This is a genomic window from Nocardia brasiliensis (assembly GCF_011801125.1).
Classification (GTDB): Bacteria; Actinomycetota; Actinomycetes; order Mycobacteriales; family Mycobacteriaceae; genus Nocardia; species Nocardia brasiliensis_C.
On record NZ_CP046171.1, the window covers coordinates 1,416,393 to 1,442,075 of the forward strand.

A 25,683-nucleotide genomic window follows, 5' to 3' on the forward strand; every position below is an offset into this window, starting at 1 on the left:
GAACTGGTCGCAGCAGAATGGAGGTGGGACGTGGCGGAGACCGAGCAGCCTGATATGCAAAGTATGAAGGTGCGCTGGCAGACGCTTTATAAGCAGGCAGAGGGTGGTGAACTCCGTCTGGACGAGGAGATCGGCGGCAAACTGGCACAGCGTGCCGAGCAGATGATCGACAAGCTCCAGAGTATGTGGGCAGCCGCGAACAACTTGGATCGTGTCACCGGGTTCGGCACATTGGAATCGGCGAAAGCTCTTCAGAACAAATTCGCACTCAAAGCGAACAATGGCGATGATGCTGCGGTGAAAAGGCTCGAACAGAGCATTGATGCAGTAACTCTGATGCGAGACACTTATAAGTTGGCCTGCGGGAAGCTGTCTGAAGCCGACAAGGCAGCTGCCGACAAACTTGCCGGACTGGACATGGGGAACTCCTGATGGTGTCGTTCAACGATTTTCAGGTGGCGATCAACTCCCTGGCGGTGGGGTTCGGTTTCGTCACCGATTCCCCGGCTGTAGCTGACCAGAACAAGACGGACGATCAGCAGCGGGCCGCCGACCAGAAGGCCAAGTGGGATCAGGATCGCAGCTTCGTCAACAACGAGTGGGCAAGCTTGCTGGCGGCTTATGGTGGCGCATTCGATGCTCGGGCGATCAGGGCGCAGGATCCGTTCGAAACCATGTCGCACCAGCAGATCTACGATGGCGTGAAGGATGTGAGCGAGGCGGAGATCAACCGCACGGCTGATGGCTGGCGGCAACTGGCGGGCCATGCGAACACGGCCGTCGATGAGTTTTCCAAGGGCGTCGAGCAGGACATAGCCGAGCATTGGAACGGTAAGTCTGGAAACAGTGCTATAGATGCAACCCGTCAGTTCGCCGCATCCTTCACCAAACTTGCCACCGGATTCCAAATGGTCGCGCACGGTTTGGATTTGACGCAAGGTCATCTCGCGCAAGCGAAAGGCAGTGTCGGGAAACCGGATAACTACACCGTCGGCGATCGCATCATCGACTTCCTGCCGCTCCAGAACGTCATCAAAGGCCCCACCTACCGTGCCGAGGAAGCGGAGAAGCAGGCGCGGTTCGTGATGACGCAGTATTACCGGCCGGGGGTGAACGAGGTCGACGGGATCACGCCGATTCTGCCGGAGCCGACGACCACGATCGATACGAGCAAGGCGCCGGGGCCGGGGACGGACTCGGGCAGCAACGCGTCGAACAATCCGGGTAGCAACAGTCCGTCGAACAGCGGGTCGCCCGAGGGGAACAAGGCGACGGAGGATCCGTCGGGGCAGGACCCGACGACGTCGGAGTCGACGCAGCCGAGCGGCACGGATTCGACCGACGATCAGGACAAGTCGAAGCAGAGCACCACGCCCGCGTCGACGACGCCGTCGAGCACCACCACGACGGATTCGAACACCCCGAAGACGCAGTCGCCGACGACGAACGTCCCGTCGACGCATACGGGCACGCCGTCGGGTGTTCCTGGTTCGCCGGGGAGCCCGCGCGTCACGCCGGACCCGGGCAAGAGCATTCCGGGTAAGGCGAACGCGGGGACGCAGACGGCGGCGGCGAACGCCGCTACGCGCGCGGCGACATCGGGCCGGGCGGGCGCGTCGGGCATGGGTGGCATGGGCGCGCCGGGGGCGCGCGGCAAGGGTGACGAGGACGACGAGCACAAGACGCCGGACTACCTGATCTACGACCGAGGTTCGGAGCTGCTTGGTACGCAGCCGCCTGCGCTACCGCCGGGTGGAGTCATCGGCGGATGAGCGAATCTCGCTGGCGCATGGACGGTTTGATGTTCGAGGTGGCGCTGGAGGCGCTCGGGCGCGACCGGTTGCCGTATCCATTGCGCTTTTCGGTGGAGGGTGTCGAGGCGTATGAGGACTATGTCCGGTTGCGCGCGCAGGCGAGGGAACGGCTCGCGGGCATCGGGAGTCGGGAGCTGTACACCGCGCTGACGGTGTTGACCGAGCCGCAGGTACGGGTCGAGGTGCACGGCTTCTTCGGTAAGGATTTCAAACAGGTGGTGCGCGTGCACGCGGGCATGACCGGTCGCGACGCGACGGTCGCCGTCCAGATGCCCGGCCCCACACAGGATTACGGCCGCGATATCGTGTTGACCCGGTGTCCGCCGCGGGCGCTGCCCGGCTTGATCACCGCCCAGCTGCCCGGTTGTGCGCCGGGCCGGTTCCCGGCGATCAGCGGGCGGCGTTCGGATGTGAACCGGGTCGAGTACGCCCGGCACCCGACCAGGCTGTCGCATACCGAGCAGCTCAATCGCATTGTGCGCAGGCCCCGGTCCGGGCTCGGCGAGGTGGGTGTGTTCGCGGGCGGCGCGATCGACAGCAGGCCGACCACGGATGGGAGCGGCTTCCACTGGATGGACTATCTGCCCGCCGACGGCCGCTACCTGCTGCACAATCACGGGCACGACGAGTTCACGCTCACCCCCGCGACGGCCGAGGAGATCCAGCGTCAGCTGCACACCTTGCTCGACACCACCTATCGTGCGGTGGCGCACACCGGGTAGTCACGGGTGCAGCACCAGGATGGTGGTGGCACCGTGGTGGAATTCGTACTCGGTTGCGCGTAGTTCGGTGCCGATCCCTTTGTCGGCCAGTTCTTTTCGCAGTCGCGCCACGAGCGCGTCCTGCTGGGTGCCGAGGTGGTCGACCAGCGGATAGAGCCGGACCTCGCCCGCGCACACCCTGGCCAGCTCGAGTAGGGCGGTCAGGTGGAAGTGCGCGTCCAGCCGGTCGGCGTAGGTGAACAGCAGGTGGGAGCTGAGTACCAGGTCGAAGCCGCGGTCGGGGAAGGGGAGCGAGGGGAGTTCGGTGGCGACGTAACGCCCGGGATGGGCGATCAGGTCGGTGCCGAAGCGGCGGGCCGCGGCATGGCGCAGCTGCCGATGTCGTTCCGGGCTGCCGTACCAGTCCCATCGATATCGATGAGAATGTGCTGTGGCCCAATCGCTTCCGCGATCCGTTTCGGTGAGTGCGAACGCGCGCAGTGCGTCGGGCGCGCGGGCATATACCGGATCGGCGGCGGTGACCTGAGCGCCGAGTTCGCTCGCCTCGGCGGTGAAACTCGCTGCGCCGCCGGGGCAATCGAGAATTCTGCCGCGCAGGTCGGCGTCGGAGAGGGTGAATATCGCGCGATATTCGGTCAATGATCTTGCGCTGACCAAGAATTCGCCGAGGGCATCACTGTCGGAAGGGTGCTTCATCTGGAAACGGTCTCATGTATCGACCGGACACGACAGGGATTTGTGGTGTCCCCGCGCCGCGTGCAGGGCTTGGCGCGGGGACCGCCGATACTTCTGGTGGGAATTGGGGTTCACCGAAGTACCAAGGCCCAATTTACTTCTGTTCGGAAGTAGGTGCGCCAGAATGTGCGCGGTATCACACGGCATTCGCGGTGAGCCGTTTCAGAGCTTTGACTACGACCTCGGGGTCGGCGGTCTCCCAGTACGGCGGCAGCGTGGCGCGCAGGTAACCGCCGTAGCGGGCGGTGGCCAGCCGGGAATCCAGGATGGCCACCACGCCGCGGTCGTCGACGCTGCGCAGCAACCGCCCGGTGCCCTGGGCGAGCAGCAGTGCCGCGTGGTTGGCTGCGACGGTCATGAAGCCGTTGCCGCCGCGCGATTCCACCGCCCGCTGTCGCGCGGTGAGCAGCGGATCGTCGGGGCGCGGGAAGGGAATCCGGTCCAGGATCACCAGGCTCAGCGACGGGCCAGGCACATCGACGCCCTGCCACAGCGACAGCGTGCCGAACAGCGAGGTCTCCGGATCGTCGGCGAACTTGCGCACCAGCGCGCCGGTGGCGTCGTCGCCCTGGCACAGCACCGGGGTGTCCAGTCGCTCGCGCAGCGCCTCGGTGGCCGCCTTCGCAGCGCGCATGGAGGAGAACAGGCCGAGGGTGCGGCCGCCCGCGGCGGTGATGAGCTTCTCGATCTCGTCCAGGTACGCGGGGGCCAGGCCGTCGCGGCCTGGCGGCGGAAGATGCTTGGCGACATACAGAATGCCCGACTTGGCATGGTCGAACGGCGAGCCGACGTCGAGCGAACTCCAGCGCACCCTGTCCGCGTCGGCGGGCGCGGCGGCGCCGTTGGCCATGCCGGGGTCGGCGCGGCCTGGCGTCTGCGGGGGCAGCCCCCAGGTGATCGCCAATCCGTCGAACGAGCCGCCGATCTGCAACGTGGCCGAGGTCAGCACCACGGTGGCGGTGCCGAAGAGCCTGCTGCGCAGCAGCCCGCCCACCGAAAGCGGCGCCATCCGCAGCGAGCGGCGGGTGACCCCGCGGATCTCGTCGGCGGACAGCCAGATGACATCGCGCCGGTTCGCCGGATCGGGCTCGTCGAAGGCGGTGAGCGCGCGCACGGCGCTGTCGTGCACCTCGTCGATCGCGGCGAGCGCCTGCGTGCGCGCGGCGGCGGTCTCCGGATCGCCCTGCTGGGTGGTGCCGCCCTGCGGCGCGAGCGCGGTGCGCGCGTTCCACGCGGCGTCGCGGACGAGCGCGAGCACCGGGGCGACACCGCTCGGCAACTGTTCCCAGCGCGCGGCGGGCAACTCGTCGAGCACCTCGTGCCAGGCTTCGGCGGCGCTTTCGAGGCGGTCGACCTCTTGTTCGTCGATGAGCTTGGCGCAGCGGCGCGCGGCCGCGCTGATCGCGCTCGCGGCCAGCTCCGCGGTGGCCACACCGGTGACCCGATCGACCAGCTCGTGTGCCTCGTCGATCACCACGACATCGTGTTCGGGCAGCACCTGGATACCGCTGATCGCGTCGATGGCGAGCAGCGCGTGATTGGTCACCACCACGTCGGCCTGCGCCGACTCGGCCCTGGCGCGCTCGGCGAAGCAGTCCTGCCCGAACGGGCACCGCGACTTGCCGAGGCACTCGCGCGAGGAGACGCTCACCTGCCGCCAGGCGCGGTCGGTCACGCCGGGCGCCAGTTCGTCGCGGTCGCCGGTCTCGGTGTCGGAGGCCCACTCGTTGAGCCGCTGCACCTCGCGGCCGAGCCGGGAGATCGCGAACGCGTCGAACAGCTCGGCCTCGGCAGGCTCGTCCGGGATCACGCTGTTGATCTTGTTCAGACACAGATAGTTGTTGCGGCCCTTGAGGATCGCGAATTGCGCGGCGCGACCGAGCGGCTTGCGCAGCGCCTCGGACAGCCGCGGCAGGTCCCGGTCGACGAGCTGGCGCTGCAGCGCGATCGTCGCGGTCGAGACCACCACCGTGCGTCCCGTACGCACCGCGTGCCGCAGGCTCGGCACCAGATAGGCCAGCGACTTGCCGGTGCCCGTGCCCGCCTGCACCGCGAGGTGCTCCTTGGTGTCGATGGCGTGGTCGACGGCGGTGGCCATGGTCAGCTGTCCGACACGCTCTTTGCCTCCGAGCGCCTGTACAGCGGTGGCCAAAAGTTCGGGTACGGGCGGCAGTTCGGGCACGCGAGCAGCCTACTGCGCAGCACCGACACCGGTTGCGGCCCGCATGGCGATCGGGCTACCCGCCGACGCTTCCTTCGAGGTCGACGCCCGCGGCGCGCATCCGATCCAGTGCGGCCTCGGTCGTGTCGTGCCCGACGCCCGCGGTCAGTTCGAGCAACACGCGGGCGTCGAAGCCTTCGATTCTGGCGTCCAGCGCGGTCGCGCGCACGCAGTGGTCGGTCGCGATGCCGACCACGTCGACCGCCGAAATGCCGCGCGCTCGGAGCCAGTCGGCCAGGGTGGTGCCGTCGGCGGCGGTGCCCTCGAAACCGGAGTAGGCGGCCGAATACGCGCCCTTGGAGAAGACCTCCTCGATCGCCTTCGTGTCCAGGTTCGGGTGGAACTCGGCACCGGCGGTTCCCGCGCGGCAGTGCGGCGGCCAGGAGTCGACGTAGTCCGGGTGCGCGGAGAAGTGGTCGCCGGGATCGATGTGGAAGTCGCGGGTGGCGACAACGGCGGCGTAGGCGACGCTCGCCACCTGCTCGCTGATCCGGGACGCGACCGCGGCGCCGCCGGTGACGGCGAGCGATCCGCCCTCGCAGAAGTCGTTCTGGACGTCGACGATGATCAAGGCTCGGGTCACGGTGACCTCCCGCGTGTGAACTGTGTCCCTGCACGTCATTCTGCCGCGCGACGCGCCGCGGCGGCCGAGCGGGCGCGGACGCGCGCGGCGAATTCCGGTGCCGGGACCTGTAAACACCGGCGACCCGCCCGGTGATTACTTGATGGCCCCCGCGCCCATGGCCGACGACTCAGGCCCGCCGATTCGAGCTACGGAGCATCCTTCATGACCCGCCTCAACCTGTTCATCAGCGTGATCCTTTGCACCACAGCCTATCTCGCGACCTCGTTCCTGCTCGGCAACCGCCCCGGCGCCGCGCCCGAGTGGGTCGGGTTCATTGTCGGCGGCGTGCTGTTCGCGGTGCTCTTCACCGGCGGGATGCTGCTGTACCGCCGGTTCGCGGGCACCCCGGTGCGCGCGCGATCGCGCCACCGGGACTCCGAATCGACGAACGCGTAGCGCGGGCGCTCAGCTCGCGAACGTGGTCGGGATCGCGGGCTCGCCCGCGGAGAGCTTCAGCCCCTCCCAGGGCAGGCTGATCAGGCCGCGCGCCACGTGGTCGCGGCTGTCCGCGAGGGTCGGCAGGTCCGCCACCTGCTTGCCGTCGCGCACCAGCGGAACGAGCAACTCCCTGGCCTCGAAGCCGTTCACCTCGGGCGCCGGGCCCGCGGCCGGGTACACGATCTCCTCGACGATGGTTCCGGTCGGCCGGGACAGCCGGATCGCCCGCTTGGTGCCGCCGCGCGACTCCTTGTGACTGCTGCGCTTGGCCACCGGCACACCCTCGACCTCGACCAGCTTGTAGACCATGCCCGCGGTCGGCGCGCCAGACCCGGTGACCAGCGAGGTGCCGACGCCGTAGACGTCGACCGGCTCGGCCCGCAGCGCGGCGATCGCGTACTCGTCCAGGTCGCCGGACACCACGATCCTGGTCTTGGTCGCGCCGAGCCCGTCGAGCTGATCGCGCACCTGCCTGGCCAGCACGCCGAGGTCGCCGGAGTCGATCCGGACGCCGCCGAGCTCCGGCCCGGCCACCTCGATGGCGGTGGCCACACCGCGGGTGATGTCGTAGGTGTCGACCAGCAGCGTGGTGCCGATGCCGAGCGCCGCGACCTGACTGCGGAACGCCGCCGCCTCGTGTTCGCCGCTGCCGCCGGCCAGGCCGGTGTGCAGCAGGGTGAACGCGTGCGCGCTGGTGCCCGCGCCGGGCACGCCGTAGCGCCGCACCGCCGCCAGGTTGGAGGTGGCGTCGAAGCCGGCGAGGTAGGCGGCGCGGGAGCTGTCCGGCGCGGCCTGCTCGTGGGTGCGCCGCGAGCCCATCTCGATCATCCGCCGACCGCCCGACGCGCTGACCATCCGCGCGGCCGCCGACGCGATCGCGCTGTCGTGGTTGAGGATCGACAGGATCAGCGTCTCCAGCACGACGCACTCGGCAAAGCTGCCGCGCACCGAGAGGATGGGGGAGCCGGGGAAGTACAGCTCACCTTCGGCATAGCCGTCGATCTCGCCGGTGAAGCGGTACGCGCGCAGCCAGTCCACGGTCTCGGCGGGCAGGAAGCGCGCGATGACGGCGAGCTCGGCTTCGGCGAAGTGGAAGTGCTCGAGCGCCTCGAGCACCCGCGCGGTGCCCGCCACCACGCCGTAGCGGCGTCCGTGCGGGAGTCGGCGGGCGAACACCTCGAAGGTGCAGCGGCGGTGTGCCGACCCGTCGGCCAGCGCGGCCGCGAGCATGGTCAGTTCGTACTGGTCGGTCAGCAGCGCGGTGCTGGTGCCGCCATCGCGGATGTCCACGCAGCCACTGTAGACAGCGAGACCGCGCATCATAGGACGGCGCCCGGTCGGTGAGCTGGAAAATGCCGGAATCCGGTCGGATCGGGGTGTTGCTCATTCGGAGTCGAGTCGTACCCTTGACGTTATGGCCTTGTGCAACATAGTCCGAGGCGGCGTCGTGGTGGACGCCGTGGACGCGACGCTGTCGGCGGCACAGGCGACCCCGGAGGCGGTCGAATACACCGAGATCTTGGAGGCGGAAGATCGCCCGTGGGTCACTGTGGTCTGGGACGACCCGGTCAACCTCATGCACTACGTCGCCTACATCTTTCAGAAGCTTTTCGGCTACAGCAAAGCGAAGGCGACCGAGCTGATGCTCCTGGTGCACAACGAGGGCAAAGCGGTGGTTTCCTCCGGTTCCCGGGACAAGATGGAACACGACGTCCAACGGCTGCACGCCGCCGGGCTCTGGGCGACCATGCAGCGGGACGACTGACCAGGACGACTACCCTGACGCCGTGCGGAAGTGGAGCAGGAAGAACTCGCTGAGCGGTCTCAAACTGCGATCCGAGATGGACGCACGCGAGGCCAACGTGCTGCGGTCGTTGGTCGGTGCGGTGTCCGGATTGCTGACCGAACGAGCCGATGCCGCGCCGGAGGACGATCTCGCCGCGTTGACCGGGCTGCGCACGGGTAACACCGTCGCCCCCGACGATCCGCGGCTGCGCAGATTGCTGCCCGACTTCCACCGGCCCGAGCCGGGCTCGCCCGACGCCGACCGCGCCGACCTGAACAGCGCGCTGCGTGGGCTGCACGAGCCGGAGATCATCGACGCCAAACTGGCCGCGGGCGCGGTGATCCTGGAAACGGTGCCCACCGCGGGCGGCAAGATCGTGTTGACCCCCGAGCAGGCCGACGCCTGGCTGACCGCGCTCACCGATGTGCGGCTCGCCCTCGGCACGGTGCTCGGCATCGACGCGGACACCCCCGATCATCTGAGCCCCGACGATCCGCGCGCGCCGCACCTGGACGTCTACCACTGGCTCACCTGGATGCAGGATTCGCTGTTGCAGGCGCTGGCGCCCTGAGTCCGCCCCATCCACAGGCAGGAGCCGACGTATGAATGCGCAAGCGGGCGCCCGGAATTCGCTGACCGACGTGGCAGGCCTGCTGGTCGGGCATCAGCACGTCATCGACGCCGACGCCACCCTCGGCACCGGCGCCGCGACGGGCACCACCGTGGTCTACGCCCCGAACGGCGCGGTGGCGGCCGTCGATGTTCGCGGTGCCGGGCCGGGCACCCGCGAGACCGACCTGCTCGATCCGTCCAACACGGTCCGGCAGGCCAACGCGATCCTGCTCAGCGGCGGCAGCGCCTATGGTCTGGCCGCCGCCGACGGCGTGATGCGCTGGCTGGAGGAGCAGGGCCAGGGCATCCCGATGGATCCGACCGACCCGAGCCGGGTGGTGCCGATCGTGCCCGGCGCGGTGATCTTCGATCTTCCGGTGGGCGCGTGGCACATTCGGCCCACCGCGGACTTCGGCTATCGGGCCGCGGCGGCCGCGGCCCCCGAATTCGAGCGGGGCACGGTGGGCGCAGGCGTCGGCGCGCGGGCCGGCTCGATCAAGGGCGGCATCGGCACCGCGAGCGTGGTGATCGGTAGCGGCGCCGCGGCGGGGGCGACGGTGGCCGCGCTCGTCGTCGCCAACTGTGCGGGCTCGGTGATCGATCCGCGCACCGGCCTGCCGTGGGGTGTCGGCACCGATGGCGCGGAGTATTTCGGCCTGCGTCCTGGCACTGCCGAGCAGGTAGCGCGGGCGAACGCGCTGCCGGGCAAGCGAATGGCGCTCAATACGACGATCGGCGTGATCGCCACCGACGCGCCGCTGGACCCCACCGGTTGCCGCCGCCTGGCCGTGGTCGGGCACGACGGACTGGCCCGTGCCGTCCGTCCCGCGCACTCACCGTTCGACGGCGACACCCTCTTCGCGCTCGCCACCGGCACTTGGGCACCGCCGCGGCGCGGGGCGCTGCCGCCCGCGTTCCCGGCGGACGTGCAGCTGATCGACCAGCTCGGCACCGCCGCCGCGCTCTGCGTCGAGCGGGCGATCGTGGACGCCATCCTGTGCGCGAGTGCGGTGGCCGGCGTGCCCGCGTATCGCGACCTGTTCCCGCCCGCGCACTGATCGCGCGTGCCCCGGACACGTCGGACTCGAGCGGGCGAAACCGACCGGCCGACCGGTCGCGGGGAATAGCCGAATATTGTGACTGGTTGTCGACTGCGATGAGTCGGCACAGCGGAAAGGTTTGACTCGTGCTGGTGATCAGGGCCGACCTCGTGACGGCGATGGTGGCGCACGCGCGCGCCGACCACCCCGACGAGGCCTGCGGCATCATCGCCGGACCTGAGGGTTCGGATCGCCCGGAGCGATTCGTCGCGATGATCAACGCCGAGCGTTCGCCGACCTTCTACCGTTTCGATTCCGGCGAGCAACTGCGCGTCTGGCGCGCGATGGACGACGCCGACGAGACACCGGTGGTGATCTATCACTCGCACACCGCCACCGAGGCCTACCCGAGCCGCACCGATGTGTCCTACGCGTCCGAGCCCGACGCCCACTATGTGCTGATCTCCACCCGTGATCCGGAACAGCACGAGCTGCGCAGCTACCGAATCGTCGACGGCGAGGTCACCGAGGAACCGGTGCGGATCGTCGACGCGTACGAAACCGTCTGAACCGATGCCTGTTCGTGAAACCGAGGAGTTCTCATGCCGGTAACCGTGTCCATCCCGACCATCATGCGTGGCCTCACCGGCGGTGAGAAGCGCGTGCAGGCGCAGGGGGCCACCCTGTCCGCGCTGATCGCCGATCTCGACGCGAACCACCCGGGCCTGGCCGAGCGGCTGCTCAAGGACGGCAAGCTGAACCGCTACGTCAACATCTACGTCGACGACGAGGACGTGCGTTTCGCCGGCGGCCTCGAGGCCGAGGTGCCCGCCGACGCGAGCGTGACCATCCTGCCTGCCGTCGCCGGAGGCTGACCGACACCGTGGCGCGCTACGAATCGCTGATCGCGACGCTCGGCAACACCCCGCTGGTCGGGCTGCGCACCCTGTCCCCGCGCTGGGACGGTGCCGACCACGTGCGGCTGTGGGCCAAGCTGGAGGACCGTAACCCGACCGGTTCCATCAAGGACCGGCCCGCACTGCGGATGATCGAACAGGCCGAACGGGACGGACTGTTGCAGCCCGGCTGCACCATCCTGGAACCCACCAGCGGCAACACCGGTATCTCACTGGCCATGGCCGCCAAGCTCAAGGGGTATCAGCTGGTCTGCGTGATGCCGGAGAACACCTCGGTGGAGCGGCGCCAGCTGCTCACCATGTTCGGCGCGCGGATCATCGACTCCCCGGCGGCGGGCGGGTCGAATCAGGCGGTGGCGCTGGCGAAGGAGATCGCGGCGCAGCATCCGGACTGGGTGATGCTCTACCAGTACGGCAACCCGGCCAACGCGCTGTCGCACTACGAGACCACCGGTCCGGAGATCCTGGCCGATCTGCCCGAGATCACCCACTTCGTCGCGGGCCTCGGCACCACGGGCACGCTGATGGGCACCGGCCGATTCCTGCGCGAGAAGGTGCCGAACATCGAGATCGTCGCCGCCGAGCCGCGCTACGGCGAGCTGGTCTACGGGCTGCGCAACATCGAAGAGGGCTTCATCCCCGAGCTGTACGACGAGTCGGTGCTGACCACTCGCTTCTCGGTGGGACCGTTCGACGCGGTGAAACGCACCCGTGAACTGGTCGCGGAGGAGGGCATCTTCGCGGGGATCTCGACCGGGGCGATCCTGCACGCCGCGCTCGGGGTCGCCAAGAAGGCGGCGAAGGCGGGCACCCGTGCCGATATCGCGTTCGTGGTGGCCGACGGCGGCTGGAAATACCTGTCGACCGGCGCGTACGACGGCACGCTCGAAGAGGCCGAGGAACGGCTCGACGGGCAGCTCTGGGCCTGAGTCCGCGCACCGGGACGCCCGCACCGCAGGTCGGTACCCTCGAAGGGACGGGCGGTGGCCCGCGCTACGAGGAGGTGCCGATGACCGGCGTCGGTTCGTCATTCGATCCGGATCGGATAGCGCGGATCCGCGCGCAACTGGCGAAACCGGGTGCCGCGGCGCCCAGGGTTCCCGGCACGCCCGCGCAACCGACCAATTTCGCGGTGCTGCGGCAGCTGTGGTTGCGCGCCGGTCTGCTGATCGGCGGGTTCGTCGCGCTGCTCTACGGCATCGAGGGCGTCGATACCCTCGACAACAACCAGCTCGACAACGCGGGGATCCATCCCAGGGAGGCCGACGGGCTCTGGGGGATCCTGTTCGCTCCGGTACTGCACGGTGGCTGGCCGCACCTGATCGGCAACACGCTGCCGGTGCTCGTCCTCGGTTTTCTCGCGCTGTGCGCGGGCATCGGGCGTGGTCTGGCCGCCACGGCGATCATCTGGGTCGTAGCCGGTTTCGGCACCTGGCTGACCGGGGCCACCGGTTCGGTGCACCTGGGCGCGTCGGCTCTGGTGTTCGGCTGGTTGACATTCTTGATCTCGCGCGGCTGGTTCGCGCGCAACGTGGGGCAGATCGTGCTCGGGCTGGTCGTGCTGGCGCTCTACGGGTCGCTGCTGTGGGGGGTATTGCCCGGTCAGCCCGGAATCTCTTGGCAGGGCCATCTTTTCGGGGCGGTGGGTGGTTTGCTCGCCGGCTGGGTACTCTCTGGTGATGCACGTCGAAGTCGTCGCGGGGATCAGCAGGGAATCATTGCGTCGCCACGGTGAGCGTGCGACCCTTCGAGAAATGTGGGGGATAGGTTCTTGAGCGCAGAATCGTCGTGGCAGCATGGGGGAATGCGCCTAACCGTCCTCGGGTGCTCGGGCAGTGTGTCCGGCCCGGATTCCCCAGCGTCGGGGTATTTGCTGACCGGCCCGGATATGAAGCCGGTGGTGATCGATTTCGGACCCGGCGTGCTCGGCGCGTTGCAGCGCTATGCCGACCCCGGTGAGGTCGACATCTTTCTCACCCACTTGCATGCCGACCATTGCCTCGACCTGCCCGGTCTGCTGGTCTGGCGGCGCTACCATCCGACACCACCGGTCGGCCGGGCCATTGTGCGCGGCCCCTCCGACAGCGCGCTGCGCATCGGCAACGCCTCGGCCGAGGTCGGCGGCGAATGCGACGACTGGTCCGACGTGATCGATCACCGCCCGTGGAACGTCGACGAGACAGTCGAATTCGGGCCGGGCCACACCGTGACGGCGTTCCGAATGTTCCACCCGCCGGAGTCCTACGGTCTGCGCATCGTGACGGCCGCCGGACGGACCTTCGTCTACACCGGTGACACGGCGATGTGCGAATCGGTGCGCGAACTCGCCCGCGGCGCCGACGTCCTGATGGCCGAGGCATCCTGGACCCACGACCCGGCGAATCGGCCGCCCGGCATTCATCTTTCGGGCACCGAGGCGGGCCAGATCGCGGCCGAGGCAGGGGTCAAAGAACTGCTGCTCACCCATATCCCGCCGTGGACCTCGCGGGAGGACGTGATCGCGGAGGCGAAGGCGCAGTTCGCCGGGCCGGTGCACGCGGTGGCGCCGGGCGAGACGTTCGATCTCTGAACGGGACACCCCGTCGGCTCCGCCGACAACCTTCCCCTGTGCTTACCCACCCCGTCGGCTCCGCCGACAACCTTCCCCTTAGGCTGTCCGCGTGTCTAGACGAGCCGATGGCAGGGCGGACGACGAACTCCGCGAGGTACGGATCACCCGGGGGTTCACCACCCATCCCGCCGGCTCGGTGCTGGTGGAATTCGGGCAGACGCGGGTGATGTGCACCGCCAGCGTCACCGAGGGGGTGCCGCCGTGGCGGCGTGACTCCGGACTCGGTTGGCTCACCGCCGAATACGCGATGCTGCCCGCGGCGACGCACACCCGCAGCGGCCGCGAGTCGGTGAAGGGCCGTGTCGGCGGTCGCACCCAGGAGATCAGCCGGTTGGTCGGCCGTTCGCTGCGTGCCTGCATCGACTTGGCCGCGATCGGTGAGAACACCATCGCGATCGACTGCGACGTGCTGCAGGCCGACGGCGGCACCAGGACGGCCGCGATCACCGGCGCCTACGTCGCGCTGTCGGACGCGGTCACCTACCTGGGCGCCGCGGGCGGACTGGCCGACCCGCAGCCGATCTCCTGCGCGATCGCGGCGGTGAGCGTCGGCGTGGTGGACGGCCGGGTGCGACTCGACCTGCCCTACGAGGAGGATTCGCGCGCCGAGGTCGACATGAACGTGGTCGCCACCGATACCGGCACCCTGGTCGAGATCCAGGGCACCGGCGAGGGCGCCACCTTCCCGCGCTCCACCCTGGACAAGCTGCTCGACTCCGCGCTCGCCGGTTGCGAGCAGCTGTTCGCCGTCCAGAAGGAGGCGCTGGCCCTGCCGTATCCCGGCGTGCTGCCGGAGCCGTCCGAGTCGAAGAAGAAGTAATGCCCCGTCGCGTGCTGGTGGCCAGCCGTAATGCCAAGAAGCTGAACGAACTGCGCCGCATCCTCGCCGAGGCGGGGATCGCGAGCATCGAGATCGTCGGCCTCGACGACGTGCCCGCCTACGACGAGGCGCCCGAGACCGGCGCGACCTTCGAGGAGAACGCGCTCGCCAAGGCGCGTGACGGTGCCGCCGCCACCGGATTGGCTTGTGTCGCAGACGATTCCGGCATCGAAGTGGACGCGCTCAACGGCATGCCCGGCGTGCTCTCGGCGCGCTGGGCGGGCAGGCACGGCGACGACGCGGCCAACAACGCGCTGCTGCTGGCCCAGCTCGGTGACGTGCCGGACGAGCGCCGCGGCGCCCGGTTCGTCTCCACCTGCGCACTGGTCGTCCCCGGCGGCGCGGAGATCGTCGTCCGCGGCGAATGGCCGGGCACGATCGGCCGCAAGCCGATGGGGGAGGGCGGTTTCGGCTACGACCCGCTGTTCCTGCCCGACGGCGGCGAGACCTCCGCGGCGCAGTTGACGCCCGCGGAGAAGGACGCGGTGTCGCACCGCGGCCGGGCGCTGACCCAGCTGCTGCCCGCGCTCACCGAACTCGCGGGCTGAGCCCCTGGGTTCTGTCTCGAAGTCCCGTCCGGTGGCCGGACTTCGAGAAAGAACCTAGACCCCGAAGTCCTGCTTGACCTTCTTCGCGTTGACGTGCTCGACGAAGAAGGACAGCAGCGGGATGGTGCCCGCGAGCAGGGTGCCGACGGTGCGCAGCACCGGCCAGCGCACCTTGACCGCGAGGTCGGCGGTGACCAGCAGGTAGACGAAGTACACCCAGCCGTGCACGACGGCGATCCAGCTCGGGGTGTGCACGTCGAAGCCGTACTTGGCGATCATCTCGCCGGTGAGCAGCAGCAGCCAGAGGCCGGTGACCCAGGCCAGCGTGCGATAGCGCAGCAGCGCGGCTCTGATCTTCTCGGTCCTCTCCGAACCCGTGGCGGGCGCGGCGTCACGGTGTTCCGCGGTCTTGCCGCCGCGCAGCGCGGCGGCAAGCGTGCCGTCGGTCGTCGCGGCGACCGCGCGGTCGGCCGAGGTCACGGTGCGGTCGGCGGCCGCGTTGGTGACCGACTCCGCCGCGGTCGCGTCGACGCTGTTCTGCGTCTGCGACTGGTGGGCTTCCTCGATCGAGCCCGACCCGCCCTCGGTGAAGTTCTCGCTGGTGGTCAACCGGCTTTCCTCTCGGTATCGCGGGCGCCGAGGCCCGCCTCGCGGACCTGATCATCGATGTCTCGAGCGTGCAATTCGGCCAGGTACCGGTTGTATTCGGCGAGTACCGGGTCCTCGTCGCGCATCGGCTGCGGCCGTTCCGGCAGGATTCCGGCCGGAATCTCGCGCGGCGCAACGGGTTTCGGGGTGGGCCTGGGGGTGTCGCCGGACTCGTCGTGCTGCTCGGCTTCCTGTTCCAACCGAACGAAGCGGAAGTAGGCGAAGACCGCGAACGCCGCGAACAGCGGCCACTGCAGGGCGTAGCCGAGATTCTGGCCGGTGCCGCTGCTCGATTCGAACCGCTGCCACTGCCACCAGGCCAGCGCGAGGCAGCCCAGTGCGGCGACGATCACCAGCACGATGAGGGCTGGGCGATTGTGTGCCGAGCGGCGGGGTGAAGCGGACACGGCTACTACGGTACCCCGTCTACTACAGGGTACGTAGGCAGGCTCGGCCCGGTGCCGCCCCGTCGGCTCGCCCACCGGCGGCGGGCGAGCCGGTCGAGGTCAGAACTTGTAGGTGACCCCGGTCAGTCGCTCGGACTCGGTCCAGAGCCGCTGCCACAGTTCCTGGTTCTTGGACAGCCGGGTGGACGGCGAGGATTCCACCGGGCCCTGCGTCTGGAAGAACCGGCGCGGACCCCAGTAGACCTCGGGATCGGCGTCGGGCATGGTGGCCGCGAACAGCGTCGAGTGCGCGGCCTTCTTCGGCGGGTGGCCGATCAGCGCGACGAACGGCTTGATGATCCGGTCGATCGGCGTCTCGGTCCTGGCGAACAGCTCGGTGGCGGAAACTCCGGGGTGCACCGCGTACGAGCGCTTGCTCGAACCGGATTCGGCGAGGCGGCGTTGCAACTCCCGCGCGAACATCAGGTTCGACAGCTTGGCCTGCGCGTAGGCGAGGTTGCGCTGGTAGCGACGGTTCTCGTAGTTGAGGTCGTCGACCCACAGCTTCGGGGTCTGCTTGTGCGCGATGCTCGCCAGCGTGACCACCCGATCGCCGATCCGGTCCAGCAGCAGACCGGTCAGCGCGAAGTGCCCGAGATGGTTGACGCCCCACTGGGTTTCGAAGCCGTCCTTGGTGCGCGAGAACGGGACGTTCATCAGGCCGGCATTGTTGATCAGCACGTCGAACTCGCCCTGCTGCTCGGCGAACGCGCGCACCGAGGAAAGGTCGGACAGGTCGAGTTCGGCGACGCGCACGTCGCCGGTGATGCCGTCGGCGACTTCCTTGGCCTTGGTCGCGTTGCGGCAGGCCATGATGACGGTGGCACCCTTAGCCGCGAGGACTTCGGTGGTCACGGCGCCCAACCCGCCGTTCGCCCCGGTGATCACGAAGGTGCGCCCGGTCTGATCCGGGATTTCAGTAGGTTTCCACGCCATGAGCTAACCTTACTCTCGAGTAAGTTCCGAGGGAAGAGGATCGCCCGGATCGTACATCGAGTGTCTCAGACAGAAAGTGACGCCGGTCACTTTCCCGTCCGGTTTCAGTCGCCGCTAACAGGCGTTTCAACTACGGCTAACGGTCCTCAGCGCCCGCTGCCGATCGGTTGCTGGAAGACGGCCGCCAGGGTCGTGCCGACCGTTTCGCCCCACACCTGCCAGGTGGCCGGGTCGAGCGCCATCGAGCCGACGTCGGTGGTGTGCACGCCGGTCGCCACCGGCTTGCCCGCGAACCGATCGCGCAGCCACAGCAGGGCGCGCGGTGCGCCGATCGGGTCGAGGGTCAGGTGCTCGCTGAAATGGTCGCGGACGTATTCGACCCGCGCGTTCGGATCCTGGGCGTAATAGGCGACGAGCTCGTTGACCGGGCCGACGGGAATCAGCCAGTCCGGGTTGGCCTGGAACATGAACATCGGCATGTCCGGAACGGCCTTGCCCATCTTGGTCTTGTCCAGCACCGCCAGGACCGCGGGATCGGTGAACGGATTCTTGTCGAGCATGCCGACGAGATTCGCGAACGGGAAGAAGATCGACTGGTAGCTCGCGCACAGCTGTTCCTTGGCGGCCATCATCAGCTTGCCCAGGCCGTTCATGTTCTGGTCCAGGAAGGCGCGCAGTTCCGGATATTCGCGCGAGACGCCCATCGCGCCGGCGAAGATCAGCCCCGCGGACAGGTTGCCGTTCGCCATGCGCAGCGCGGCGGACAGATCGGCTGGAATGCCGCCCTCCGCGACGCCGACGATATCGAGTTCCGGCGCGTAGCTCTGCCGCAACTCGGCGGCGTGACCGGTCGCGATGGCGCCGCCGGAATAGCCCATCAGGCCGACCCTGGTCGCGGTGCCCGACAGCTGCATCGGCTCGAAGTTCTCCGCGGCGCGGATGCCGTCGAGGGTGATGCGGCCCGCCAGCGGCCCTGCGGCATAGGCGGAATCGGGCCCCTGGTGGTCCGGCACGACCACCGCCCAGCCCTGTGCCAGTGCCGCCTGCACCTCCAGGAATTGGGCGGCGACCAGGACCGATCCGGTGATGGTCGCCGGGATCGAGCCCATCTGCAACTGATAGGACGGCATGCAGTAGTTGCCGGTGGAGTCCTCGGCGATCTGGTACGAGAACAGCGGCCGATCGGCGACGTAGCCGCGCGGTTTGAGCACGGTGGCCACCGCGGCGATGGGCTCGCCGCGGGTGTTGGTCGAGCGGTACGACAGCTGCCAGGCGTCCACGTTGACCGGGATCAGCGACAGGTTCGCCACGTGCACCTGTCGAGCCGCGATGAGCTGGCCGGGGGCGAGGTCGGCGTACTTCTCCGGCGCCGGACGGTAGAAGCCGGGATCGAAGCCGGGCGGCATCGGCGGAATCGGGAACGGCAGGGCCGGGGCGACCGGGGGAGTCTCCGGTGTCGCGACGACCTGCCCGGCGAGAGCGGTGGGCAGACCGGTCGCCAGCACGGCGAGGGTCGCGAGCAACGTCATCGTGCGCTTGCGCGGTGTAACCACTGGCCAACCTCTTTGTTGAGCCGAGGCAATATGTGAGCCCGGCTGGTTTCAGACTTGGGGTCTGAGTATGCACAGTCATGACCCGGATCACAACAGGGGTGTGGCAGAGACTTGCGTCGCATCGGGCACCGATGGTCGGGAGCGCGCTCGGATACGGTGGCAGGGTGACCACGGTGGGCAGGCAGTACGGCGGGCGCGCCGTCGCGGAACGCAAGGCGGAACGACGCCTGCGCTTCCTCGACGCGGCGACGCGGATCTTCGCCGAGCGCGGCTACGCGAACTGCTCGCTTGCCGATGTCTGCACCGCGGCGGGCCTGTCCAAGCGGCAGTTCTACGAGGAATTCCAGACCAGGGAGGACGTGCTGGTCGGCGCCTACGACCGAATTCAGGACGAGGCCGCGGCGGCGCTGCTGCCCGTGCTGGCCGACCTCGATCCGCGCGCCGATCTGACCGCCGCGATGACCGCGGTGGTCTCGGCCTATCTGGGGTCGATCGGTTCGGATCCGTTCCGCGCCAAGGTCGCTTTCATCGAAGTGGTCGGCGTCAGCGACCGGATGGAGCGGCACCGCCGCGAACGGCGGCACGCGTGGGCGGCGATGATCGAGGCCGCCGTCGTGCCGAGGGTGGCCCCCGGCGCCCGGATTCGCGGCGGCTCAGCCTGGGGCGCGAGCGCGCTCATCGGCGCGATCAACGGACTCGCGCACGAGTGGGTGCTCGCCGAACCGCGCCCCGCGGTGGGCGAACTCGTGGATGTGCTGGTGTCGATGGCGTTGTCGCTGCTGGATGTGCCGGGTCAGCGCACCGCGTAGTCGGCCAGTGCCGGCGCCAGCGCGTCGAACGCGACGCCGATGTATTCGATGATCGCCGCGGCGATCTCGTCGTTCGACTGACCGGCGAGGGTGCGCCGCATGGTCTCCTCGAACAGCACCCGGTGCACCCCGGCCAGCTGGGCTGCCGCTACGCGTGGCGTGATATCCGTTGCGGCCGCTCCGGTTTCGGCGGCCAGGGTCGCGGCGAGGGCCTGCTGGCGGTCGTCGTGGAACTCGCGGAGCCGGGCGAGCAGTGCCGGGCTGTCGGCGATCATCCCCGCGAACTCGGGGCCGGAGAAGCCGGCCACCGGGTCCTGTTCGGTGGCCGCGGTGAGGTAGGCGGCGCGCAGGGCCGCCAGCGCGGACTGGCCGGGCTCGCGCTCGCGGACGACGCGGGCCAGTTCGTCGATGAACACCTCACGCAGGTCGAGGGCCAGGTCCTCCTTGCGGGGGAAGTAGTTGGTGACCGTCATCTTGGCCACCTGCGCGGCGGCCGCGACATCGGCGATCGTCACCTTGTCGAAGCCGTGCTCGAGGAACAGCCTGGTCGCGTGATCGGAGATGTTTTCCCTGGTCTGCAGCTTTTTCCGGTCCCTGAGCGACATCTGTTCCGTGGTCATGCAGACACCATATCTGATATCGACCAAAATTTATGCTTGACACATTTTTAGGTCTGTTCTAAGTTTGTCTTCGTCACCGAGACGAAGGAGCACCACCGCCTTGAACCACGGACTTGTCGTAGCGATCCCGGCCCGTACCAGCACCACCATCGACCCGCAGGGAGCAGCCATCATGGCCGACAAGACCACCGCGCAGACCGCCATCGACGCCGCCCTCCGGCACTTCGGCATGCCGCAGGACGCAGCGGCAAAGACGCGAAACAAGCAGCACGCCAACGGGTTTCCCGGGGCGGCCCGGCTCGACCGGAAGAGTGGGCGGTTGCGTCAGCGCAGCGCCGTCCGGGTGGCCCCGCAGCGTCCGCTGCGGATCCCCGGTCGCGGCTGAGTCCGCGCACTGCCCCTTCTTCCCGCATGAACGCCGGGATCGAGTCCGCCGAGGGGAAGTCTCGGCTCGATCCCGGTGTTCGACATCAGGCGGAACGTTCCGCCGGCCAGGCCCCGTTGCTTCGGAAGGACCCACCGTGACCACGTATTGCACCGCTCGCCCGGCTCCGCTCAGCGGCACCGTCTCCGAGGACCCGATCAAGGACTATCTGCGGCTCATCGGCCGCACTCCGCTGCTGACCGCGACGCAGGAGGTCGAGCTGGCCACCCGCATCGAGGCGGGCGTGCACGCCGAGCAGCGGTTGGCCGAGGAGCACGAGCTCGATGCCGCGGAGCGCCGGGTGTTGCGCAGGCGAGTCGCCGAGGGGCAGCGGGCCAAGGATCACATGGTGGAGGCGAACCTGCGCCTGGTCGTCTCGATCGCCAAGCGCTACCCGCTGCCCACCGGCATGTCACTGCTCGACCTCGTGCAGGAGGGCACCCTCGGGATGATGCGCGCGGTAGAGAAGTTCGATCATCACCGCGGGCTCAAGTTCTCGACCTACGCGACCTGGTGGATCAAGCAGGGCATCGGGCGTGCCCTCGCCGACCAGGGCCGCACCATCCGGATTCCGGTGCACGTGGTCGAGGTGCTCAACCGGGTGACCCGCGCGCAGCGCGCGTTGACCCAGCAGCTCGGGCGCGCCGCCACCGCGGCGGAGCTGGCGGCCGAACTGGACCTGACCGAGGACAAGGTGCGCGAGGTCCTCGACTATGCGCGCGAACCGATTTCGCTGCACACCCCGATGGGTGACGACGCGGGCGAGTTCGGTGAGCTGATCGCCGACACCGCGCCGGACCCGGCCGAGGTGGCGTTGGCCACGTCGGTGCGCGGCCACCTCGACAAGGTGCTCGCCGGGCTGGCCGCGCGCGAAGCCGAGGTGCTCGCCCTGCGTTTCGGCCTGCACGGCGGCGATCCGAAGTCGCTCGACGAGATCGGCAAGGTCTACGGCGTCTCCCGGGAACGGGCCAGGCAGATCGAGGCCAAGGGGCTGGCGAAGCTGCGGCAGGCGACCCGCGCGCGGGCGCTGGAGGGTCTGCTCGGCTGAGGCTTGCTCCCCGCGCGGCTGTCGCTGCCGTGTCGCTGGACGGACAGTCCGGCCGTATCCGACCATACTGAGGCAATGACCGGTGCAGTCGCTGTCGCCGAGAAAGCCCCCGAGCCGATGAGCCGGGCGAAGATCAACCTCGTGTTCGCCACGATTGTGCTCGGCATGCTGCTGGCGGCACTGGATCAGACGATCGTCTCGACCGCACTGCCGACGATCGTCGCCGACCTCGGCGAGGCGGGCCACATGGCCTGGGTGGTCACGGCCTACCTGCTCGCCGAGGCGGTGGCGACCGCGCTGGCGGGCAAGCTCGGCGACCTGTTCGGGCGCAAGCTGATCTTTCAGCTCAGTGCGCTGATCTTCATCGCGGGCTCGATGATCGCGGGCCTGGCCAACGGGATGACGATGCTGATCGTGGCCCGCGGGATCCAGGGGTTCGGCGGCGGCGGGCTGATGGTCACCGCGATGGCGCTGATCGCCGACACCATCCCGCTGCGCCAGCGGGGCAAATATCAGGGCGCGCTCGGCGCGGTGTTCGGCGTCACCACGGTGATCGGCCCCACCCTCGGCGGGCTGTTCACCGATCACGCGAGCTGGCGCTGGTGCTTCTACGTCAACGTTCCGGTCGCGATCCTCATGATCGCGATGTCGGCGCGCATCATCCCCCGGGTCCGCGCCGCCGTCAAGCCGATCATCGATTACGCGGGCATCGGCCTTGTCGCGGTGGCGGTTTCGACGCTGATCCTCGGCTTGGAGTGGGGCGGTCAGGAATATCCGTGGGGGTCGGCGACCATCCTCGGCCTGTTCACGGCCGCCGCGGTGTTGTTCGCGGCGTTCGTGGCCGTCGAGCTGCGGGCGAAAGAACCGATGCTGCCCATGGGTTTGTTCCGCAGCCGGGTCTTCACCGTCTGCTCGATCCTGAGCTTCATCTGTGGCTTCGCCATGCTCGGCTCGATCACCTATCTGCCCGCGTATCTGCAATACGTGGACGGGGTTTCGGCCACCATGTCGGGCGTGCGGTCGCTGCCGCTGGTAGCCGGGTTGCTGGTCACCTCGATCCTGTCCGGCCAGGTGGTCGGCAAGACCGGCCACTACCGCTACTTCCCGATCGTCGGCACGCTGGTGATGGCGCTCGGGCTGTATCTGATGTCGACCATGGGTCGCGACACCGGCATCTGGGAAGAGTCGCTGTACATGCTGGTGCTCGGTCTCGGCATCGGCCTTACCATGCAGGTGCTCACCATCGTCGTGCAGAACACCGTGCCCTACGCCCAGCTCGGCACCGCCACCTCCGGTGTGACCTTCTTCCGCACCCTCGGAAGTACGTTCGGCACAGCGATTTTCGGCACCCTGTACAGCAACGAGATCGGCCCGAACCTGCGCGCCGCGCTGCTGGAGGCCAAGGTGGTGTCGCCCGAGGTGGCCGCGAATCCGCAGTCGCTGCAAGCGGTTCCGCACGAGGTGGCGGCCCCGATCATCGACGCCTACGCCGACACCATCGATCACGTCTTCGTCTGGGTGGTTCCGGTCGCGCTCGTCGGTTTCATCGTCGCCTGGTTCCTGAAAGAGGTGCCGTTGCGCGACAGCGCCCGGGTGAGCGCGGGCGATGTGGGCGAGGGCTTTTCGGTCCCGGATTCGTCCGATCGCGTGGTGCAGCTGGAACGGGCGATCGCGGGAACCATGCGCAAGGACGGCGACCGTCCGATCGGGCCGCGCATTCTCGCGGACGCGGGAAGCGCGCTGAGCCGCGGTGAGGCGTGGGCGCTCGGGCAGGTCTACCTGCGTGTTCGTGCGGGCGGTACCGCCTCGCTCGACGCGATCGCGCGAGCGCACCGGCTGCCCGACGATGTGCTCGCGCCGATCTATCGCAGGGTGGCCGAGCGCGGCTATCTCGTCGACGACGGCCGCGAGCTGCGCCTGACCGAGAGCGGACAGTCCGAGCTGGATCGGGTCAAGGCGGCCTGGCGTCGCTGGCTCGACGCCAGGCTCGACGACTGGAGCAACGACGACCCCGCCGATCGCGCGCTGTTCGACCAGGCCTTGGACAACCTCGCGGGCAAACTGCTCGAACAGGAAGCGGCCGAACACGAGCACGCGCGGTCCTGAACACGGCCGGACCCCGCGAATGTCGGCGCGGTAGCGGCTTGCCGGGCTAATACTCGTGCACGTATATTCGTAGACGAGTAAGGAGGTGTGATGGCCGGCAAGCGCAAGGTGAACAACCTGCTCGCGCTCGCGGTGCTCTCGGTGATGATCGAGCGGCCGATGCACCGCTACGAAATCGCCCAAACCCTGCGCGAGCACGGCAAAGACCACGACATGGCGATCAAGTGGGGTTCGCTGTACACGGTCGTGCAGAGCATGGCGAAGGCCGGCTTTCTCGAGGTCGTCGGCAGTGAGCGCGACGGCGCGCGACCCGAACGCGTGATCTATCGCATCACCGATCAGGGCCGTGCCGAACTCGCCGACTGGACAAGGGAATTGGTCGCGGAGCCGGAGCCCGAGCAGCGCCGGTTCATCGCGGGCCTGTCCGTGCTGTCGGTGCTGCCGCCGGACGAGGTGGTCGAGCTGCTCGGGCAGCGCCTGGCCGCGCTCGGTCGCACCATCGATGCCGTGCACGGCGAACTCGACAAACTCGCGAAGAGCGCACTGCCCCGGCTGTTCACCGTCGAGACCGAGTACGGCGTCGCGATGCTGGAAGCCGAACTCGCCTGGACGCGTTCGTTCCGCGACGCGATCCGCGACGGCACGTTCGATGGGGTGGACTGGTGGCGGCAGCTGCACACCGGTGGCTTCCACGCCGCCGAGGCGATCGCCGCGGTGAAGGAGGAGATGGACCGGCAGAGCTGAATCAGAGACCGAGCTCGGCGGGGTGCGGCAACACCGCCGCCGAGCCCGATGGAACAGTCTCGAACCGCGCCCGCGTGCGCGCACCCGGCTACAAGGCTGGCAACCACAGGATAACCGGGTGTGTGGTGCCCGGGTCGGTTCGGGGAGTGGCAAGAAATCCGCAATACGATCCTGGAGACACCCATGTCCGAAACACGAACCGCGCTGGTGATCGGCGGCGGCATCGCCGGGCCGGTCGCCGCGACCGCCCTGCGCAAGGCGGGCATCGACGCCCGCGTCTACGAGGCCTATCCCGGCCCCTCCTACAACATCGGCAGCGGACTCGCGCTGGCGCCGAACGGCATTGCCGCGCTTGACCTCATCGGTGCGGGCGATGCCGTCCGTGCCATCGCTTACCCGGTGACCGGGCAGCGTCTGTCGGTCGGCGCCAAGCGCTACACCGTGCCCGGGGTGCCCGGCATGGCGTTGCACATGGTGGACCGCAGCGCACTGCATCGCGTCCTGCATGATCACGCGGTCGCGGCGGGCGTCGGGTTCGAATACGACAAGCGTCTGGTCGACGTCGTCGAGGACGAGCCGGGCTGTACCGCCCACTTCGCCGACGGCAGCACCGCCACGGCCGACGTGGTGATCGGTGCGGACGGCATCCGCTCGACGGTGCGCCGCCTGATCGACCCGGACGCGCCGGGCCCGGAGTACACCGGCATGCTCGGCTTCGGCGCGATCACCGACCGCGCCGCCGATATCGAACCCGGCACGATGACCTTCGCCTTCGGCAAACGGGCGTACTACCTGTACGGGAAGACCCCGGACGGCCGCGTGATGTGGGGCGCCAACCTGCCGAGCGAGCAATATCTGTCCCTCACCGAGGCGCGCGCGGTTCCGGCCGCGCACTGGCTCGAGGTGCTGCGTGAGGTCTACGGCGACGACATGCCCGGCGGCGAGCTCGCGCGCAACACCACCGAGGAACAGTTGGAGATCACCGGCGCGCTGCACATCATGCCGCCGGTGCCGCACTGGTTCCGCGGTCGCATGGTGCTGGTCGGCGACGCCGTGCACGCACCGTCCAACAGTTCGGGGCAGGGCGCGTCGCTGGCCGTCGAGAGCGCCGTCCAGCTGGCGCGGTGCCTGCGCGACCTGCCGACGCCGAACGCCGCGTTCGTCGCCTACGAGCGCTTGCGCCGGGCGCGGGTCGAGCGGATCGCGGCCACCGCGGCGAAGGTCAACCACAGCAAGACGCCGGGACCGGTGGGCCGCAAGATCATGCGTCTGCTGCTGCCGCTCATGGTCAGAACCGTGCTGAACCCAGAGAAGACCCAGGGACCGAACGTCCGATACCGGATCGACTGGGACGCGCCGGTGCAGCGCGAACTCACCGCCGTGGCCTGAGGGTTCGAACC

General features: G+C 68.7%; 29 protein-coding genes. 20 read left to right on the plus strand and 9 right to left on the minus strand.

The genetic code is table 11. The annotated features are described in order from the left end of the window. Nucleotides 1–30 precede the first annotated feature (30 nt). The 3 genes from F5X71_RS06360 to F5X71_RS06370 are packed head-to-tail and all read left to right on the plus strand — an operon-like array spanning nt 31 to nt 2,536. Entirely contained in the window at nt 31–432 is a 402-nt protein-coding gene (locus F5X71_RS06360; protein ID WP_167461087.1) for a hypothetical protein, read from the plus strand. Then, nucleotides 432–1,772: a hypothetical protein gene (locus F5X71_RS06365; protein WP_167461088.1), complete on the plus strand. Its 1,341-nt coding sequence runs from the start codon at nt 432–434 to the stop codon at nt 1,770–1,772. The genes F5X71_RS06360 and F5X71_RS06365 overlap by 1 nt, the downstream gene beginning before the upstream one ends. Next, on the plus strand, nt 1,769–2,536 hold the full coding sequence (locus tag F5X71_RS06370; RefSeq protein WP_238815744.1) for an ESX secretion-associated protein EspG: 768 nt from the start codon (nt 1,769–1,771) through the stop codon (nt 2,534–2,536). The genes F5X71_RS06365 and F5X71_RS06370 overlap by 4 nt, the downstream gene beginning before the upstream one ends. On the opposite strand, the gene F5X71_RS06375 is transcribed toward F5X71_RS06370, so the two are convergent. From F5X71_RS06375 to F5X71_RS06385, 3 genes are all read right to left on the minus strand, one after another. Beyond that, complete coding sequence (locus F5X71_RS06375; protein WP_238815745.1) at nt 2,537–3,232, minus strand: class I SAM-dependent methyltransferase; 696 nt, start codon at nt 3,230–3,232, stop codon at nt 2,537–2,539. It lies immediately after the preceding gene. Between the two features lie 175 nt (nt 3,233–3,407). Next, nucleotides 3,408–5,453, minus strand: a complete 2,046-nt coding sequence (locus tag F5X71_RS06380) for an ATP-dependent DNA helicase (protein WP_167461089.1) — start codon at nt 5,451–5,453, stop codon at nt 3,408–3,410. Nucleotides 5,454–5,508: 55 nt separating this feature from the next. After that, on the minus strand, nt 5,509–6,114 hold the full coding sequence (locus tag F5X71_RS06385) for an isochorismatase family protein (protein WP_167461090.1): 606 nt from the start codon (nt 6,112–6,114) through the stop codon (nt 5,509–5,511). Nucleotides 6,115–6,279: 165 nt separating this feature from the next. Here F5X71_RS06385 and F5X71_RS06390 point away from each other — a divergent pair, with 165 nt between their 5' ends. Further along, on the plus strand, nt 6,280–6,513 hold the full coding sequence (locus tag F5X71_RS06390; RefSeq protein ID WP_167461091.1) for a hypothetical protein: 234 nt from the start codon (nt 6,280–6,282) through the stop codon (nt 6,511–6,513). A 9-nt stretch (nt 6,514–6,522) separates the two neighbouring features. Here the strand turns inward: F5X71_RS06390 and F5X71_RS06395 are convergent, their stop codons facing one another. Further along, the gene (locus F5X71_RS06395; protein WP_167461092.1) at nt 6,523–7,875 is read right to left on the minus strand and encodes a nicotinate phosphoribosyltransferase; all 1,353 of its coding nucleotides are present in this window, start codon (nt 7,873–7,875) and stop codon (nt 6,523–6,525) included. Nucleotides 7,876–7,969: 94 nt separating this feature from the next. Between F5X71_RS06395 and clpS the strand changes: the two genes are divergently transcribed. From clpS to rdgB, 10 genes are all read left to right on the plus strand, one after another. Then, nucleotides 7,970–8,320 (plus strand): ATP-dependent Clp protease adapter ClpS, encoded by a 351-nt coding sequence (gene clpS / locus F5X71_RS06400; protein ID WP_014982109.1) that lies wholly within the window; start codon nt 7,970–7,972, stop codon nt 8,318–8,320. A 22-nt stretch (nt 8,321–8,342) separates the two neighbouring features. Next, entirely contained in the window at nt 8,343–8,912 is a 570-nt protein-coding gene (locus F5X71_RS06405; protein WP_167461093.1) for a DUF2017 domain-containing protein, read from the plus strand. Nucleotides 8,913–8,943: 31 nt separating this feature from the next. Beyond that, the gene (locus F5X71_RS06410) at nt 8,944–10,011 is read left to right on the plus strand and encodes a P1 family peptidase (protein WP_167461094.1); all 1,068 of its coding nucleotides are present in this window, start codon (nt 8,944–8,946) and stop codon (nt 10,009–10,011) included. Nucleotides 10,012–10,139: 128 nt separating this feature from the next. Then, the gene (locus tag F5X71_RS06415; RefSeq protein WP_167461095.1) at nt 10,140–10,562 is read left to right on the plus strand and encodes a Mov34/MPN/PAD-1 family protein; all 423 of its coding nucleotides are present in this window, start codon (nt 10,140–10,142) and stop codon (nt 10,560–10,562) included. A gap of 33 nt (nt 10,563–10,595) precedes the next feature. Further along, the gene (locus F5X71_RS06420; RefSeq protein ID WP_167461096.1) at nt 10,596–10,868 is read left to right on the plus strand and encodes a MoaD/ThiS family protein; all 273 of its coding nucleotides are present in this window, start codon (nt 10,596–10,598) and stop codon (nt 10,866–10,868) included. An 8-nt stretch (nt 10,869–10,876) separates the two neighbouring features. Further along, the gene (locus F5X71_RS06425) at nt 10,877–11,839 is read left to right on the plus strand and encodes a cysteine synthase (RefSeq protein ID WP_167461097.1); all 963 of its coding nucleotides are present in this window, start codon (nt 10,877–10,879) and stop codon (nt 11,837–11,839) included. 80 nt (nt 11,840–11,919) lie between these two features. Further along, nucleotides 11,920–12,645 (plus strand): rhomboid family intramembrane serine protease, encoded by a 726-nt coding sequence (locus F5X71_RS06430; protein WP_238815746.1) that lies wholly within the window; start codon nt 11,920–11,922, stop codon nt 12,643–12,645. Nucleotides 12,646–12,714: 69 nt separating this feature from the next. Next, nucleotides 12,715–13,479 carry a cyclic nucleotide-degrading phosphodiesterase gene (locus tag F5X71_RS06435; RefSeq protein WP_167461098.1) on the plus strand — a complete coding sequence of 255 codons (765 nt, stop codon included), beginning with the start codon at nt 12,715–12,717 and terminating at the stop codon, nt 13,477–13,479. A gap of 91 nt (nt 13,480–13,570) precedes the next feature. Continuing rightward, nucleotides 13,571–14,341, plus strand: coding sequence for a ribonuclease PH (gene rph / locus F5X71_RS06440; protein WP_167461099.1), 771 nt, complete (start codon nt 13,571–13,573; stop codon nt 14,339–14,341). Then, nucleotides 14,341–14,949, plus strand: coding sequence for an RdgB/HAM1 family non-canonical purine NTP pyrophosphatase (rdgB, locus tag F5X71_RS06445; protein WP_167461100.1), 609 nt, complete (start codon nt 14,341–14,343; stop codon nt 14,947–14,949). The genes rph and rdgB overlap by 1 nt, the downstream gene beginning before the upstream one ends. 54 nt (nt 14,950–15,003) lie before the next feature. Here rdgB and F5X71_RS06450 read toward each other — a convergent pair whose 3' ends face one another. From F5X71_RS06450 to F5X71_RS06465, 4 genes are all read right to left on the minus strand, one after another. After that, on the minus strand, nt 15,004–15,303 hold the full coding sequence (locus tag F5X71_RS06450) for a DUF3817 domain-containing protein (RefSeq protein ID WP_226887509.1): 300 nt from the start codon (nt 15,301–15,303) through the stop codon (nt 15,004–15,006). Nucleotides 15,304–15,554: 251 nt separating this feature from the next. After that, on the minus strand, nt 15,555–16,004 hold the full coding sequence (locus tag F5X71_RS06455) for a transcriptional regulator (protein WP_167461101.1): 450 nt from the start codon (nt 16,002–16,004) through the stop codon (nt 15,555–15,557). Between the two features lie 99 nt (nt 16,005–16,103). Further along, nucleotides 16,104–16,979, minus strand: a complete 876-nt coding sequence (locus F5X71_RS06460; RefSeq protein WP_167461102.1) for an oxidoreductase — start codon at nt 16,977–16,979, stop codon at nt 16,104–16,106. A 146-nt stretch (nt 16,980–17,125) separates the two neighbouring features. Continuing rightward, nucleotides 17,126–18,508: a lipase family protein gene (locus F5X71_RS06465; RefSeq protein WP_167466270.1), complete on the minus strand. Its 1,383-nt coding sequence runs from the start codon at nt 18,506–18,508 to the stop codon at nt 17,126–17,128. A 188-nt stretch (nt 18,509–18,696) separates the two neighbouring features. Between F5X71_RS06465 and F5X71_RS06470 the strand changes: the two genes are divergently transcribed. Beyond that, the gene (locus tag F5X71_RS06470; RefSeq protein WP_167461103.1) at nt 18,697–19,341 is read left to right on the plus strand and encodes a TetR/AcrR family transcriptional regulator; all 645 of its coding nucleotides are present in this window, start codon (nt 18,697–18,699) and stop codon (nt 19,339–19,341) included. Here the strand turns inward: F5X71_RS06470 and F5X71_RS06475 are convergent. After that, complete coding sequence (locus F5X71_RS06475; RefSeq protein ID WP_167461104.1) at nt 19,326–19,961, minus strand: TetR/AcrR family transcriptional regulator; 636 nt, start codon at nt 19,959–19,961, stop codon at nt 19,326–19,328. The genes F5X71_RS06470 and F5X71_RS06475 overlap by 16 nt on opposite strands. Before the next feature lie 100 nt (nt 19,962–20,061). Between F5X71_RS06475 and F5X71_RS06480 the strand changes: the two genes are divergently transcribed. The 5 genes from F5X71_RS06480 (at nt 20,062) to F5X71_RS06500 (ending at nt 25,672) form a co-directional block, all read left to right on the plus strand. Next, a complete protein-coding gene (locus F5X71_RS06480) occupies nt 20,062–20,346 on the plus strand; it encodes a hypothetical protein (RefSeq protein ID WP_167461105.1) in 285 nt (94 codons plus the stop codon). A 136-nt stretch (nt 20,347–20,482) separates the two neighbouring features. Beyond that, on the plus strand, nt 20,483–21,433 hold the full coding sequence (locus tag F5X71_RS06485; RefSeq protein ID WP_167461106.1) for a sigma-70 family RNA polymerase sigma factor: 951 nt from the start codon (nt 20,483–20,485) through the stop codon (nt 21,431–21,433). A 75-nt stretch (nt 21,434–21,508) separates the two neighbouring features. Continuing rightward, nucleotides 21,509–23,539 carry an MDR family MFS transporter gene (locus F5X71_RS06490; protein ID WP_167461107.1) on the plus strand — a complete coding sequence of 677 codons (2,031 nt, stop codon included), beginning with the start codon at nt 21,509–21,511 and terminating at the stop codon, nt 23,537–23,539. 90 nt (nt 23,540–23,629) lie between these two features. Beyond that, on the plus strand, nt 23,630–24,283 hold the full coding sequence (locus F5X71_RS06495) for a PadR family transcriptional regulator (protein WP_167461108.1): 654 nt from the start codon (nt 23,630–23,632) through the stop codon (nt 24,281–24,283). A 183-nt stretch (nt 24,284–24,466) separates the two neighbouring features. Further along, the gene (locus F5X71_RS06500) at nt 24,467–25,672 is read left to right on the plus strand and encodes an FAD-dependent monooxygenase (protein WP_167461109.1); all 1,206 of its coding nucleotides are present in this window, start codon (nt 24,467–24,469) and stop codon (nt 25,670–25,672) included. Nucleotides 25,673–25,683: the final 11 nt, after the last annotated feature.